Source organism: Streptomyces dysideae (genome assembly GCF_001514305.1).
GTDB lineage: Bacteria > Actinomycetota > Actinomycetes > Streptomycetales > Streptomycetaceae > Streptomyces > Streptomyces dysideae.
Genome location: NZ_KQ949089.1, coordinates 197,316 through 211,734, shown reverse-complemented (window position 1 = coordinate 211,734; position 14,419 = coordinate 197,316). Strand labels below are relative to the sequence as shown.

The 14,419-nt window shown below is 70.1% G+C and carries 12 protein-coding genes, 1 tRNA gene and 3 pseudogenes; 5 read left to right on the top strand and 11 right to left on the bottom strand.

Annotated elements, in window-relative coordinates; all coding sequences use genetic code 11:
• Positions 1–209, top strand: a pseudogene (locus AQJ91_RS23855) (hypothetical protein); the annotation flags it as partial.
• 114 nt (positions 210–323) lie between these two features.
• Entirely contained in the window at positions 324–920 is a 597-nt protein-coding gene (locus AQJ91_RS23850; protein ID WP_067025333.1) for a peptidoglycan-binding domain-containing protein, read from the top strand.
• Here AQJ91_RS23850 and AQJ91_RS23845 read toward each other — a convergent pair.
• The 4 genes and pseudogenes from AQJ91_RS23845 to AQJ91_RS52280 all read right to left on the bottom strand — a co-directional run bounded on the left by AQJ91_RS23845 (position 917) and on the right by AQJ91_RS52280 (position 4,307).
• Positions 917–2,247, bottom strand: a pseudogene (locus AQJ91_RS23845) (protein kinase domain-containing protein). The gene AQJ91_RS23850 and the pseudogene AQJ91_RS23845 sit on opposite strands and share 4 nt — an antisense overlap.
• A pseudogene (locus AQJ91_RS23840) lies at positions 2,244–2,768 on the bottom strand (FHA domain-containing protein); the annotation flags it as partial. The pseudogenes AQJ91_RS23845 and AQJ91_RS23840, both read right to left, overlap by 4 nt.
• A gap of 115 nt (positions 2,769–2,883) precedes the next feature.
• Positions 2,884–3,642 (bottom strand): DUF4253 domain-containing protein, encoded by a 759-nt coding sequence (locus AQJ91_RS23835; protein WP_234382856.1) that lies wholly within the window; start codon positions 3,640–3,642, stop codon positions 2,884–2,886.
• Positions 3,643–3,971: 329 nt separating this feature from the next.
• The gene (locus AQJ91_RS52280; protein WP_067025328.1) at positions 3,972–4,307 is read right to left on the bottom strand and encodes a barstar family protein; all 336 of its coding nucleotides are present in this window, start codon (positions 4,305–4,307) and stop codon (positions 3,972–3,974) included.
• 1,041 nt (positions 4,308–5,348) lie between these two features.
• Here AQJ91_RS52280 and AQJ91_RS23825 point away from each other — a divergent pair.
• From AQJ91_RS23825 to AQJ91_RS23815, 3 genes are all read left to right on the top strand, one after another.
• Entirely contained in the window at positions 5,349–6,032 is a 684-nt protein-coding gene (locus tag AQJ91_RS23825; protein WP_234382853.1) for a YwqG family protein, read from the top strand.
• Positions 6,032–7,249: a hypothetical protein gene (locus AQJ91_RS23820; RefSeq protein ID WP_067025425.1), complete on the top strand. Its 1,218-nt coding sequence runs from the start codon at positions 6,032–6,034 to the stop codon at positions 7,247–7,249. Before AQJ91_RS23825 ends, AQJ91_RS23820 begins: the two co-directional genes overlap by 1 nt.
• A 552-nt stretch (positions 7,250–7,801) precedes the next feature.
• Positions 7,802–8,338 (top strand): hypothetical protein, encoded by a 537-nt coding sequence (locus AQJ91_RS23815; protein ID WP_234382850.1) that lies wholly within the window; start codon positions 7,802–7,804, stop codon positions 8,336–8,338.
• A gap of 233 nt (positions 8,339–8,571) precedes the next feature.
• Here AQJ91_RS23815 and AQJ91_RS23810 read toward each other — a convergent pair.
• The 7 genes from AQJ91_RS23810 to galU form a co-directional block, all read right to left on the bottom strand.
• A tRNA-Ala gene (locus tag AQJ91_RS23810) sits at positions 8,572–8,645 on the bottom strand.
• Positions 8,646–8,762: 117 nt separating this feature from the next.
• Positions 8,763–10,064 carry a divisome protein SepX/GlpR gene (sepX, locus tag AQJ91_RS23805; protein WP_067025325.1) on the bottom strand — a complete coding sequence of 434 codons (1,302 nt, stop codon included), beginning with the start codon at positions 10,062–10,064 and terminating at the stop codon, positions 8,763–8,765.
• A gap of 185 nt (positions 10,065–10,249) precedes the next feature.
• On the bottom strand, positions 10,250–10,930 hold the full coding sequence (locus AQJ91_RS23800; RefSeq protein WP_067025322.1) for a GNAT family N-acetyltransferase: 681 nt from the start codon (positions 10,928–10,930) through the stop codon (positions 10,250–10,252).
• Between the two features lie 20 nt (positions 10,931–10,950).
• Positions 10,951–11,487 carry a MogA/MoaB family molybdenum cofactor biosynthesis protein gene (locus tag AQJ91_RS23795; protein ID WP_067025319.1) on the bottom strand — a complete coding sequence of 179 codons (537 nt, stop codon included), beginning with the start codon at positions 11,485–11,487 and terminating at the stop codon, positions 10,951–10,953.
• Positions 11,484–11,996 carry a cyclic pyranopterin monophosphate synthase MoaC gene (gene moaC / locus AQJ91_RS23790; protein ID WP_067025316.1) on the bottom strand — a complete coding sequence of 171 codons (513 nt, stop codon included), beginning with the start codon at positions 11,994–11,996 and terminating at the stop codon, positions 11,484–11,486. Before moaC ends, AQJ91_RS23795 begins: the two co-directional genes overlap by 4 nt.
• A 130-nt stretch (positions 11,997–12,126) precedes the next feature.
• Positions 12,127–13,449 (bottom strand): molybdotransferase-like divisome protein Glp, encoded by a 1,323-nt coding sequence (gene glp, locus AQJ91_RS23785; protein WP_067025312.1) that lies wholly within the window; start codon positions 13,447–13,449, stop codon positions 12,127–12,129.
• Between the two features lie 5 nt (positions 13,450–13,454).
• A complete protein-coding gene (gene galU / locus AQJ91_RS23780; RefSeq protein ID WP_067025419.1) occupies positions 13,455–14,357 on the bottom strand; it encodes a UTP--glucose-1-phosphate uridylyltransferase GalU in 903 nt (300 codons plus the stop codon).
• Between the last annotated feature and the right edge of the window lie 62 nt (positions 14,358–14,419).

Genomic DNA, 14,419 nt, shown 5'->3' with positions numbered 1-14,419 from the left:
CCGTATGGGGCGGCGACCTCGATCCCGTGAAGCGGTCGCACTTCCACATCGCCGCCGGGCCGGACAGCGACACCCTCGCCCACGTCGCCGAACGGCTCTCCCCTCTGCCCGGCGTCGGGCGGACCCGCGGACCGGGGGCGGTCCGAGACCCGGCCCACCCCTCCCGGCGCGTCAAGGCGCGACGTCTTGAGCGCGGCCAGAAGAGCTGAAGGGGGGTATGGGGAACCTCGAACTATGCAGGGTCACCCAGACGTCACTTTGGGCAATCCTGTGCGCGGCAAGCACAACCGGCTGATCCGAGTTGATCCGATCCGAGGAGACATATGAACCACAGAGGGTGGAAGCTGGGGCTCGTCGCGCTGAGCGCGGCGATGGCAACCGTACTTCCCATGAGTTCGGCGCAGGCGGCCTACGCGAGCAACTCCGGTTCGTACGGGACCACGTTCGTGGACGGCGGAGGCGTCCTCACCGACGACTTCGGCGACCACTTCGAGGAGCTCGGCAACTCGCTGTGCGTCGGCTGCGGGGAGTCGTCGGGCACCGACATCGTCCTGCTCTGGCAGGCCATCCTGGTCGCCGAGCACTACCTGGACTTCCATGAAGCCGACGGATACTTCGGACCCAAGACCAAGGAAGCCACCATCAAGTGGCAGAGGGCGGCCGGGCTGAGCGCCGACGGCATGGTCGGGAACGCCACCTGGAGCAAGGCCGACGACCGGCTCGTCTGGGTCGGCTCGTCGACCGTGCGATACAAGAGCGCCGGCCTCTTCGGGTTCGTCGAACTCCACCGGGGCGACACCACCAAGTACCAGGACGGCGGCGCCTACCACTTCCACAAGGTCATGCAGGGCGACGGCGTGCATGTCTACGAAAGCACCGGCACCCGCATCTTCCACCGTGTCAAGACCATCAGCCACTAGCGTCCCTCGCGCAGCGCGCGCCAGGTTCGCGGGCCGACCATTCCGTCCGCGTCCAGGCCCGCCCGCTCCTGGAAGGCGACGACGGCCCCATGCGTCATGGGGCCGAAGTCGCCGTCCACTTCGCCGACTTCGGTGATGCCGTGCAGGTACCGCAGCAGGCACTGGAGTTCACGGACCTGGCTACCGCCGTCGCCCCGCTGGATGGTGAAGTCCCAGGTGCCGTTCTCGCCCGCCGTGTAGCCGCGGCCGTACTTCTCGTCCTCGTACACGTTGGGCTTCTCGCAGCTGGGCGGTGCCGATGCGGCGGCCGGGGCCTCGTCCCGGAGGCTGTAGGTCACGGTCGCGGCGCTCAGCAGGCCGCCGCCACGAGCGCGCCGACCAGTGCGGGGCGTCGCCGCCGGGGGCGAAGGCGTGGCAGGCGGGGCGAGCGGCCGGTGCCCGCGGCGTCCTCCACGCGGCGCAGCAGTTCCTGCGCGGTGGGGCGTTCGGCGTGGGTGGGGGCCAGACAGTCACGGACGATCTCCCGCCAGGCATCTGGGAGTTCGGGCGACAGGCGGAGTTCCTCGGTGCCGCGCGCGTAGCGCATCGCCGCGTCGCAGCGGGCCTCCGTGGTGCTGCCCGGGAACGGGAAGGCACCGGTCAGCACGGTGTGCGCCAGGACGCCGAAGGCCCATACGTCCGCCGACGGGCGGATACGGGTTCCCCGCTCGTCGATCTCCGGCCGGACAAGTTCCGGCGGCGTGTAGTCGGGGGTCGCGAACGGAGGCGCGTACGCGTGCGTGCCCTTGAGTTCGGCGGCCATGTTGAAGTCGGCCAGCCTCGCCGAAGAGTCCTTCATCAACAGGACGTTGGCCGGCTTCAGGTCGCCGTGCACCCAGCCCGCGTGGTGCAACTGGTATAGGCCCTCGCAGATCTGCGCGAGCAGCACTGGGCCCGCGTCCGGCGTCGGCGTGTGGTCGAGTACGGCGTCCAGGGAACCCTCGGCCCGTTCCAGTACGAGGACGGTGGCGCCGTCGAGCTCGGGGTGACCGGGGTCGTCGACGGTCAGGCTGTCGTACATCCGGATCAGGCGCGGCGCGCGCAGCTTGCCCAGCAACTCCACCTCCCGCTCGGCCAGTTCTCTAAGGTGGCGCAACTGGCGCGGGGTGCGGGTACCGGTCGGCAGGAACTTCAGCGCCGCCCGGTCGGGCAGCCCCTCAGCCGGGGTGCCGGTGCGCCGGGCCGCGTAGACCGTGGAGAACGCACCGGACGCCAGCGGTGTGCGGACCTCCCAGGGTCCGACCGTGTAGCCCTTCGGGACGGCAACCACGTACGACTGCTCGGTCATCGGGCCACCTCGCTCACGGCCGGGGCGAGCACCACGAGGTCGTCCGCGTGTACGAGGTCGAAGCGTAAGGCGAGGGAGACCAAGGACTCCTTCTTCCCGTTGATGCGCTTGCCCGGTTCCGCCGTGTCCGGGCCGGGGCGCGGACGCAGCTTCACGGACAGGTAGTTGATGTTCCAGTAGACCGCGGAGCGGCTGGCCCCGGGCCAGACCGGCCGCAGGCGTGCCACCAGCTCGTCCACAGCGGGCAGCGGTGTGTGGAGCTCGCCGCGCAGGCGGGGCTCGCACAGCCCGGCAAGGACCGCGAAGTAGCGCTTCGTACGGTCCAGGGCGAAGGCCGGTGCGGTCAGCGTTCCCGCGAGTCCGTGGCGTTCCACGCTGCGGAAGGCGTGGTCGGGAGCCCAGACATCGAAGGTGAGCAGATCGCCCGCCGCGGGAAGCACCACCCGCGAGAACTCGAACGACACCGGCGCCTCCAGCCTGCCCGGCGCGACCTTGATGTGCTCGCCGGCGCCTTCCGGGTTAGCGCTTCTGCTCTGGCGGCTGCAGTCACTGGTGGCACAGATTGTCCGCCGCCTGAAGCCCCAGCACCGCACCCCTGAAGGCCAGTTCCCAGCTGAGCGTTTTCTGCGGACAGGATCAGTCCCACCAGAAGTCCCAGCGGTGGGCGCCGGTGATCCGCTCGGCGTATGCGGCCAGTGTGTACGGCCTGCTGCCCTGCCAGATGTTGTCTGGGCAGAAGGCGAAGTGCTCGGCTGCGACCAGGAGAGCCTCACTCTCGCCTGCAGGCGGCGCAGCGACACTGAGGTGCAGCGTGGAAAACCCGACCGCTACAACACGGGCGCCGAACCGGTGCTCCCAGTCGCGGACGACCGCGGAGAACTTGGTGGTGTCGTTGTCGTAGTTGCAGGGGCCGGCCCAGCCCGCGGCCGTCAGCGCCTCGGCACCGGATGCTGCGGCGACGAGCCCCAGACGCGTCTGTGGGCGGTCAGCGAGGAACGCCTGCGCGAACTCGGCGGCCAGTTGATCGGGGTTCGTTGTCGTCTCCCGACTGGGCGCGAGACCGGGCCAGGTCTGCCCGAAGGGAGCCGTGACGGCGAGGCGCCTGTCGGCGTCGAGCATGTCGTCTTCGTCGACCGCTGTGTAGGTATCCCACCACCGTGCGAGGAGGCCGGTAGAGTCGTGGCTCGCCGGGGAGGACATCTGCTCGGGAAAGACCTCTCCGGATCCCCACGGACGGAGTTCGCCGTCGTTCCGATCCAGCGAGTCGAGCAGCAGCGGCCACAGGCCGGAACGTGTGTGTTCGGCGTGCATCCGCGTCCACAGCTCGATCGCGGCCGGCCCGTCACTGAGCCACAGGGGCTGTACGTCTCCGTCGCCTTCATCGGACGTGACCATCCGACCGGGCGGAAGGCGACCCTCAGCGGAACCGGCGAGCAATTCCGTCAGGTGTCCCACGTTCATGGCGGGCACCCTAACCGGGTGCACTGACAAGGATCGCCTGCTCAGCAGCGGCGGGCGTCGAGCGCTTCGTCGTTGTTCCACAGGACGGGCATGGCGCCGACGGGTTCGAACCGGATCTGTGGGTCGTTGTTCTGATGGCGTCCCGCCGGGTGGTGTAGCCGATCAAGTCGCCGGAATCCGCAGGTCGGCGGCGGTGGCTCCGCACGACCGGTCGCTCAACTCGCCCCAGCAGGACACCTCGTGGACCGCTGGCTCGGCGAAGATCACCTGGAGCCTCGTACTGGAACGCCCAACGCTTGATCCCCTACACCACGACGCGGGACGCGACGGTTGTTCTGGACCAGGCCGATCAGGCGGCGGCGAAGTACGGCTGCCTGGCGGGCCTGGTCGGCGATGATGTCCAGGGCGACCTGCGCCGCCCTGGGACAGGTCGTCGCGAACCGGTCGTAGTCGGTGAAGACGAGGACCAGTCCGGCGCCTTCGGGAGCATCGTCGTAGCCGCCGTAGCAGGCCACGTCGCCGAGGCAGTCGTTGAGGGCGTCCAGGTTGTGCCCGTAGTAGTCGGGGAAGTCCAGGGCCGCGGCCATGGCGCGGTGCATGTCTCGTTCCGTGTTCCATTGGCCGGCTTCGAGGCGGACGTGACGAAGGTGTTGATCATGTACTCGATGCCGGAAAGCCGAGTCGTCGCGGTGGGCTGCGCCGCTTCGCTCCGGTAGGCATCGAGGAGGCGGAAGAACTCTTCGACGGAGGTCGAGCCGTCGGGGGGCGCTCGATGTCGGCTGCCCAGCCGAGCGCGCTGCTGCCGCCAAGGCATGTCCCTAGTGCCCCAACAGGCAACATTCGCCCCGTCGCGACGCCCGGCACGCTCCCCCACTGCCTCAAGGGCGTGAGAGGTGCCCCCACTCGCCGCACCGGGCACAAACCCAAGTACGTCCAGTACGAGGGCTTGTACCCGGCACGCCGAGAGCACGCACCGGACGCCGCTCCTTAACGGGCGAACGTTGCCTGCCGGGGCCCTAGCCATTGGTTGAAGGCTCCGCCAGGCCAGAAGTCGCAGGGGTCGTCGATGGAGTGCACGCCGAGGGCTACCTGGTAGCCGATGAGCGTGGACTGCAGGTGTTGGAGTGAGCCGCCGGGCAGCCACATACCGGGCGGAGACGGATCTGGTCCAGGAAGTCGTATACATCTGTGCAGTCCTGCCAGTGCTTGACGGCGTCCTGGTGGTGGTTCTCGGTCGGCATGCGCTGAGCCTGCGGCGAGGGAGTGGTCGCAGGTCGGGAGACTGATCTGAAGCGGAGACGCGAACTCTTGAACCCGGCGAGGTCACGTAGCGGTAGCACTGGGAGGGAGGGTGTGTGGCCGTTGTCTCGAGGTCCACGACGGTGGGCTGAGCCGGTGAGCGTGCCGCGGGAGGGCTGCCGAGGTCTGTGTCGGTGGTGCCGTGGATGATCGGGCGCATGACACATGGTTCTCGCGATGCCCTTCGGGCTCTCGCCTTGCAGCATCTTTCACCGGAGATTGCCGAGAAGTGGGTTGGTCTGCTTCGCCCTGGTGTGCGTCTGGAGGCAGCGGGCGGCTCTGACGATGGCGTCGGTCGGCTCGGCGGCCTCCCGTCCTTGCCGGTCGATGTGGAGTGGCCGGTGTGGGATGGGCGCGGTCCGCTCTCTTTCGTCGCCTCGATCGACTGCGGACGCCTGCCGACGGCTGCGCTGGACATTGATCTGCCCGCGGCGGGGACGCTGCTGTTCTTCTACTTCGACGGGCAGCTGGACGACGGTGAAGCTCTCGTCCTTGCTGAGAACCGGGAGAGCTGGGCGGGCGCCCGCGTGCTCTATGTGGCGACTGACGAGGAGGTGGCTGAGCGTGGGACGCCTGCCAGGCTCAAGCCGTATCCGGCGGTTCCGCTGGCGGCTCGGGTGGAGATGACGGCGACCGAGCCCTGGCATCCGTCCGTACGGGCCGCCTTCGCCCCGGGTGCCCCGCTGGGGAACCGGTACGACCACCCCGTCTGCTCACAGGAGTTCCTCGACGCGCTGTGGGAGTTCGACGACGAGGTAGGGCACCAGATCGGGGGCCACGCTCACTCGGTGCAGAACCCGGTCGAGATCGAGATCGCGGAGGCGGTCCTGGACGGCGAGGTGCCCTGGGACGACCCGCGGCTGTCCGAGGAAGCGGGCAACTGGGTGTTGCTGACCCAGTTCGACAGCGAGCACGCCGCGGACATGATGTGGGGCGATGCCGGAGCCCTGTACTGGCTGATCCGCCCGGAGGACCTGGCCGAGCGGCGCTTCGAGCGGGCGATGTTCACCTGGCAGTGCAGCTGATGGCCTCCACGCCTCCCGCCTGGGGAGTCCAGTACACGCTGAGCCTGCCGAGCGAGGACGCTGCCCGCGCCGCCGCGGCTGAGCTGTCCGGGATGGGGCACCGTCTGACGGCAGTGCGCGCCCAGGACCACTTCCGGATCGTTCCGTCGAACTTCTGGTACGGCAGGCCGTCGATGGACCCGGAGCTGGAGGGGTGGTGGCAGGTCTTCTCGCTGGCCATCTACAGCGGGTACGAGCGGATGGCTCTCGAGCCGTTCTTCCGGAGTGAACGGATTCGGGTGGCCAGCGCGGCCCGTGCCCACAGCGGTTTCCAGCAGGGGTACAGCGAGGGGCATGCCGCGACTCTCGAAGGAGTCTTCACACGGGACGGCCTGGTCCATGAGCGGGCCGGCGCTGACGTCGCCCTTCCGAGTCCTCTGCCCAAGGATCCCGCGCGGCCTCCGGCCGGTCCGCTGTGGAAGAGCAGTGAGGTCGGTGAACCCGCAGCGGTGGTCCAGGCCGTGGTGGCGGTCGCAGAGTGCATGTACGGCAGCGCAGAGGACGTTCCGGATGCCGTGGGGTGGCTGCTCGATGAGGAGTTCGCGTTCGGCGAGCCCTATGGGTCGACGGGTGAGTTCCTCGGCGATCTCGCGGATGCTGTGGCCCACCAAGGCACCTGCACGGACAGCACGGTCGAAGCCGTCCCGTTCATGGTCGAGCTGGCCTGTGACGACGATGTGCCTGAGAGCACTCGGATCGTCCTGCTCGGCGATCTGCTGCGGCTCGCCGTCACAGGCCCAGCCTCAGCGGTCTCTCTGGCGGACCGCACCGCCGCTCTCGGCGGAACGTGGCAGGAGGGCGCGGCCGACTACCTGACGCGCCACGCCATCGGTCAGGCGTTGCCGCGCCTCCTAGCGCGCTGGGACGACGAGGGTGATGCTGCTCGCTTCGTTCTCGCCGCTCTCGCAGCAGCCTGTGGAATCCGGGACGTGCCGGCCCCGGCCCGGCTGATCGAGCTGCCGGCGCCGGAGGGACGCAGAGCGGACGTCCTTGCGCTCGTGGCAGCGCTACTCGCGGGCAACCGCACTGCCTTGAGCGATGCTGTGAGCCGTGTTTCGTCCTGGCTGCCCCAAGCGGCAGAGCGGGCTGCCAGCCCCCATGTGGCCCCACGAGATCTCGCACTGGCCGTCCTACCAGACCTCATTATGGAGGACGTCAGCGCGGCAGTGGATTGGTGAGACCTGGTGAGCCGGTGGCCAGCCGACGTGGTGCATGGTGGCCTACCGTGCGGCAGCGGTCAGCGAGTGGGCTCGATCACGCGGTCGCGAAACTGCTGGAAGGTGGGCCAGCCGGTCGTTTCCCGTGGAGTGATCAGGTTTCCCTCGGAATAGTCCCCGTCGCTGCGGCCTCCAAGCGATCATCCGCGATCACGTTGGCGAGTCGGCCGTGTATGCGTAGATACGGACGGGATCGACGTGCAGTTCGTGGGGGCCCAGGCAGTCTGCGGCCAGGGTGGCCACGAGGGTCCCACAGGTACACGCCATGTTGCGGCCACCGGTTCCGAGTGGCCCGCAGCGCGCCGCCACCACCGGTGTCGGCGACGACACCATCCGTGCCCCCCCGGCGACGAACTCACCGAGAAGATCGAGGCCCGCGAGTCGTACCACTTCAAGCTCAAACAGGGGCCCGATGCCCGCGGGGCGATCCGCATTCCATGCCCCGCCTCCGGTCCGTCCCCCTCGGTCAACTGCGCCCGACGCGACCGGCTGCAGCCCCGCACGCCCACCACGATGCCCGCCCGGGTCGTTGACCTGAGCGAACCCCGAGTCCGGACCACCCACGCGGCAGCCCGCCCCACCATCCACATCTCTGAGGCCGAACGCTTCACGCCGCCGCCGAAGAAGACGCTGCCCGAGGTGTGCTGCGCGGGTTCGATCACTGTGCCCGCCGACGCCGAGGCAGCCGACTGGCGTGTGGCCAAGTACCGCCAGGACGTCCACTACCTGCACACGTCCTGGATCAACACCTACCGCCCCATCCGCAGCCACAACGAAGGTGCTAACGGGCGGTTCAAGAGCGGGAAACTCGACATCGGCAACCCCAAGCACCGGCCCGCCCCCGGCCAAGTAGCCCAGGCCCTCCTCCTTGCTGTCATGCTCACCGTCGCCAATCTGACCGTCCTGGAGACCTGGCTCACCGAACGCGACAGCCCCGACGAACTCACCGACGCCGACTTCGACGCCAGCGGCCCGCTGCCACCACACACCATCCCCGCCGTGACACGCGACGCACCCACCGGACGCCCACCACCCCCACGCGTCCGCTGACCAAACCCGCGCGGGACAACTCCACATCACCTCAGCCACGCTGATCACCCCGATCGGCGTGCTCCCCCGTGCCCGGGCGCAAGCGGGAACGCGCGGCCTGCCCGCCGCACCGCCCCGCGACCCGCACCCAGACCTCCCCCACAGCCCAGAAACGCAGGGATCCCGCCCGATCGAAGTGATCGGACGGGATCTCGTGAACCGCCTAACGAGCTAACTCGTGAACGGCCCTGCGGTGGACCTGTGGGGATTTGAACCCCAGACCCCCTCGATGCGAACGAGGTGCGCTACCAGACTGCGCCACAGGCCCTTGCAACGAGTGAAACCTTAGCACCCCGATCGGGCTGCTTGGAAATCCGTTCCCTGCCTCGCCGACGGGCGGACCTGACAGGCGGGCTGGTGGGGGTGGTGACGGGGTACGGGACGGCTACTCGTTGGCCGCGCGCGGCCGTTCGCCGTCCTCGTACTGGTCGAACAGCGGCGTGCGACCACGCTCCCGAGCCCGCCGAGCGGAAGCGGCCCGGCGGGCGTCACTACGACCGTCCCCGTCGGCCTTCTCCTCTCCGCGGCCCGCGTCTCCCGGCTCGGAGCCCTGCGCGGATCCGTCCCCGGCCTCGGAGCCCGAGCCCGCGTCAGTCCCCGCCTCCCGGTCCCGGGCGACAGGGCTCGACCGTGCCGAGCTCCACGCGTCCGGCGCCCCGAGGTCCACGTCGGAGGTGGCCCGCGGCGCGACCGGCGCGGTCACGTACGTCGGCAACGGCACCGGCACGGGCTCCCAGCTGTCCCCGTGCCCCGGCCGCCGCTGCCGCTCGCGCTGCTGGTCGACCCACTCCGCGTGATCGGTCTGCTCGACGAGCGCCCGCCGGTCGGCGGCGAGCGCCGAGAGACCGGTGTCCGTCTCCGGCTCGGGCCCTTCGTCGGGCTCGTCGGCGTCCGCGCCCGCGCTGACGTCGGCGGAGGTGCGCCGGCGTGGCTGGCGCGCACGCTCCCGCAGTCGCTGCGCCGCGACCTCGGCCCGGCGGCGGTCCATCTGGTAGGCGAATCGGCGGCGTTCCTGCGAACGCAGATACGCGATGTACCCGCTGAGCAGCACGGCGGGCACGCCGGGCGCCCACAGGAACGCGAGCCCCCCGACGGCGGCGACGATCGCGCCCAGCGTGAAGGCGAGGAAGAGCACTACGGTGGTGCGCCGGCGGCGCGCGAGCACCTTTGTGCGCCGCGCGCGCGCTGCAGCCGCCTCCGCGGCGGGCGTGCGCCGGACAGCGGGCGCCCGCTTCTGCGCCTTGCGCGCCGACGCGTGGCCGGCTTGGGGCGCTGGCGCGGTTGTTGGTTCGCGCACTGATTCACGCACCGGTTCGCGCTCCGGCTCCGGGCTCCCCGGCGCATGCGCCTGAGGCTGGACCCGTGCCTTGACCTGCGCCGGCGCCTGAGCCGCCGCCTGAGTCTGCGGACGGGTCGGAGGCATGGCGAAGGCCCGGACGTCCACCGACTCGGTGACGTCGCCCGGTTGCTCGGCGCTGGGCTCCCCCTCTTCGGTGGAACGCGCGCGCAGGTCCTTGGCGTACCGGCGCTCCATCCCCGCCCGTCCGGACAGCAACCGGATGGCCGTGCTGAAGCGTTCCGTCGGACGGGCCTCGTTCAGCTCGTCCTGCCTACGGAGCCACATCGGCACCAAGTAGGCGGCCCAGGCCCCGACAATGACTGCGTAGATGAGGCCGCTGCTGCTCACGCCTCACACGGTAGAGGGGTTTGCGTGAGGCCATCTGCCAATTGAGCCGGTGTGTCGCACGATCTGGCTGATATTTCGAGCTTTTTTTGTGACCGATGTGATCAGCAGCCCACCGCGGGTGCGAATTTAATGCCACGAGACGGTCATGAGCCGATCAATTTCGAACACTTATTCAATTTCTCGGGCTAGGCGGGATTCCCTGGCGTGTTCTGCGGGTTCCGTGGGCCGTTATGCGAACTGTCGTGCGAATCACCCTGGGGGGCGCTGTGCGGCGTCCTCTGTGAGCGTGCCCGGTGCCAGCGGCTCAGCAACCCTTCGGGCACCTCTTCCGCGGTGAGTGCGAACACGAGGTGGTCGCGCCAGGCCCCGTCGATGTGGAGATAACGCGGGCGCAGCCCCTCCTCGCGGAATCCGAGTTTCTCCACGACCCGGCGGCTCGGCCCGTTCTCGGGGCGAATGCAGACCTCGATGCGGTGCAGTCCGACGCTCCGGAAACAGTGGTCCGCGACGAGCGCGACAGCCGTCGGCATCACCCCGCGGCCGGCCACGGACTCGTCCACCCAGTAGCCGACGTGCCCCGAGCACATCGAGCCCCAGGTGATTCCGGCGACCGTCAGCTGTCCCACCAGCCGCCCCTGGTACTCGATGACGAACGGCAGCATCCGGCCGGCGTTCGCCTCCGCCCGCAGGTGCCGGACCATCTGGCGGTAGGTCGGCCGGTGCGCGATCGGCCCGCTGGGCGTGGGCGGCGGAATGGTCGCCTCCCAGGGGCGCAGCCAGTCACGGTTGCGCCGGTTGACCTCGCGCCAGGCCCGCTGGTCGCGCATCTTTATCGGCCTGAGGACGACATCGCCGTCCGTCAGCACGACGGGCCAGGATGGGCTGTTCAGCTCGCACCCCCACTGCTGGGTCTCGCGTGGTCACCGCCGCGGATCTGGTCGACGGCATGCACCAGCAGGGGCTCCAGAACGGCCAGTCCGTCCTTCACCCCGCCAGTGGAACCCGGCAGATTGACGACGAGCGTGCGCCCCGCCACTCCCGCCAGACCCCGCGCCAGCACCGCGGTCGGTACCTTCTCCCGTCCGAACGCCCGGATGGCCTCGGCAATGCCCGGCACCTCGTAGTCGATCACCGCCCGGGTCGCCTCCGGCGTACGGTCGGTGGGCGAGATGCCCGTACCGCCGGTCGTGACGACGACGTCGTACCCGGCGTCGACACCGGCGCGCAGAGCGGCCTCCACCGGGTCCCCGTCGGGGACGATCTGCGGCCCCTCCACATCGAACCCGACGCCCCTGAGGCCCTCGGCGATCAGCGGGCCGCCCTTGTCCTCGTAGACCCCGGCGGCAGCGCGGTTGGAGGCGGTCACGACCAGTGCACGGTACGGCGTGGGCGCGGCGTCCCCGGCGTGCGGCCCGGCGTTCACGCCCGGCTCCAGTGGCCCGACTTGCCGCCCGTCTTCTCCTCCACCCGGACGTCCGTGATGACCGCTCCCTTGTCGACCGCCTTGACCATGTCGATCACGGTGAGCGCGGCGACGGAGACCGCGGTGAGGGCCTCCATCTCGACGCCCGTGCGGTCCGTCGTCTTCACCGTGGCCAGGATCTCCACGGCGTCGTCCGCGACCGACAGGTCCAGTTTCACACCGGACACCGACAAGGGGTGGCACAGCGGGATCAGGTCCGGGGTCCGTTTGGCGCCCATGATGCCCGCGATGCGCGCGGTGGCGAGGGCGTCCCCCTTGGGCATCCCCTCGCCGCGCAGCAGCTCGACCACGCGGGGCGAGACGAGGACGCGACCGCTGGCGCGGGCGGTGCGCGCGGTCACGTCCTTGCCGGACACGTCGACCATGCGGGCGGCGCCCGCCTCGTCGATGTGCGTCAGTCGGTCCTGCACAGGGGGTCCGGGGGTCTCCCCCCGGGAAGGCACAGTCATGTCGTGTGGCGCTCCCGGTCCGGGCCCGTCGCGGTGCGGCGCTGGGGCCTGTTGTGCGCGACACGGTACCGCCAAGTCGGCAGGCGCAACGGCGCAGGACCGCCGTGTGGACGGGCACGCGCGCGTGCGCTCAGCCGAGCAGGACGACCTGGACTTCGGTGCCGGGCTCGACGGTCTCCACGTCCTCGGGGACGACGATCAGCGCGTCCGCGTGCGCGAGGGCCGCGACCAGGTGCGATCCGGCCCCGCCGACCGGCGTGACCGCGCCGTCGGCGTACGCCCCGCGCAGGAACTGCCTGCGCCCCTTCGGCGAGGTCAGCGCCTTGTCCGCGGTGAGGGTCGCGCGCGTGGTGGGGCGGTGGACGTCCTCGAGCCCCATCAGGGTGCGGATCGCGGGGCGGACGAACAGCTCGAAGGAGACGTACGACGAGACGGGGTTGCCGGGGAGCGCGAGCAACGGCGTGTGGTCGGGGCCGATGGAGCCGAAGCCCTGGGGCTTGCCGGGCTGCATGGCGAGCTTGCGGAACTCGATGCCGCTGCCCGCCTCGTCCTCGTCGCCGACGTACGACAGCGCCTCCTTGACGACGTCGTACGCCCCGACGCTCACGCCGCCCGTGGTGACCACGAGGTCGGCGCGGACGAGCTGGTCCTCGATGGCGGACCGGAGCGTCTCGGCGTCGTCGGCGACGGCACCCACGCGGTAGGCGATGGCGCCGGCGTCGCGCGCGGCCGCGGTGAGGGCGAAGCTGTTGGAGTCGTAGATCTGGCCGCTGCCCAGGTCCTCGTCGGGATGGACGAGTTCGCTGCCGGTGGACATGACGACCACGCGCGGGCGCGGGCGCACACGTACCGTGCCGCGCCCGATCGCGGCGAGCAGCCCGATCTGTGGCGGCCCGAGGACCGTACCGGCTTCGAGGGCGCGGTCTCCGGCCTTCACGTCACTGCCCTTGGCGCGCACGTGCGCGCGTGCCTCGGCCGGCCGGTACACGTGCACGTGACCGTAGGCGCCCTCGGGGGCCAGGCTGCGGGCGCGCATCCCGGTCACCGGGCCCTCGCCGAGGCCCCCGTCGGTCCACTCGACGGGGACGACGGTCTCGGCGCCGGGCGGCAGCGGGGCGCCGGTCATGATGCGGGCGGCCTGGCCGGGGCCCACCTGGAGCAGGTCGGCCTGGCCCGCCGCGACGTCCCCGACGACCTCCAGGACGGCGGGGAAGTCCTCGCTCGCTCCCGCGACATCCGCGACCCGCACCGCGTACCCGTCCATGGAGCTGTTGTCGAACGGCGGCAGCGACACCGGCACCGTGACGTCCTCGACCAGGACGCAGCCCTGGGCGTCGAGGATCTGCAGCTCGATGGGTTCGAGGGGGCGGACGGTCGCGAGGACGTCCTCAAGGTGTTCGTCCACCGACCAGAGGTGGTCCTGGCCGGCGGGGCGGGTCGCGGCGCTGCTCAACGTTGCTACATCTCCTCGGCTACGTAACTGCGAAGCCAGGTCCGGAAGTCCGGGCCCAGGTCTTCACGTTCGCACGCGAGTCTGACAATGGCACGCAGGTAGTCGCCACGGTCGCCGGTGTCATAGCGGCGGCCCTTGAAGACGACGCCGTGCACCGGGCCGCCGACCTTCTCGTCCTGCGCGAGCTGCTGAAGCGCGTCGGTCAGCTGGATCTCGCCGCCGCGGCCGGGCTCGGTCTTTCGCAGTATGTCGAAAATGTGCGGGTCGAGGACGTATCGGCCGATCACCGCGTAGTTGGACGGGGCGTCCGCCGGGTCCGGCTTCTCGACCAGGCCGGTGACCTCGACGACGTCCGCGTCACCAGTGGACTCGACGGCCGCGCACCCGTAGAGGTGGACCTGCTCGGGCGCGACCTCCATGAGCGCGACGACGCTGCCGCCGCGCTGCTCCTGGACCTCGACCATCCGCTTGAGCAGCGGGTCGCGCGGGTCGATCAGGTCGTCGCCCAGGAGGACGGCGAAGGGCTCGTGGCCCACGTGCGGGGCCGCGCACAGGACGGCGTGGCCGAGGCCCTTGGGGTCGCCTTGGCGGACGTAGTGCATGGTCGCGAGGTCGCTGGACTCCTGCACCTTGGCGAGCCGGCTCGCGTCACCCTTCTTCTGAAGGGCCGATTCCAGCTCGTAGTTACGGTCGAAGTGGTCCTCCAGGGGGCGCTTGTTGCGGCCTGTGATCATGAGGACGTCATCGAGACCGGCGGACACGGCCTCCTCGACCACGTACTGGATCGCCGGCTTGTCCACGACCGGCAGCATCTCCTTGGGAGTGGCCTTGGTGGCCGGCAGGAACCGGGTGCCGAGGCCTGCTGCAGGGATGACAGCCTTGCTGATCCGAGGGTGCGACTGAGTCATGTCCGCAACCATATCCGGTGCCTTAGGAGGGAATCTGAGGCTCCGGTTAATTGGCTCTCATA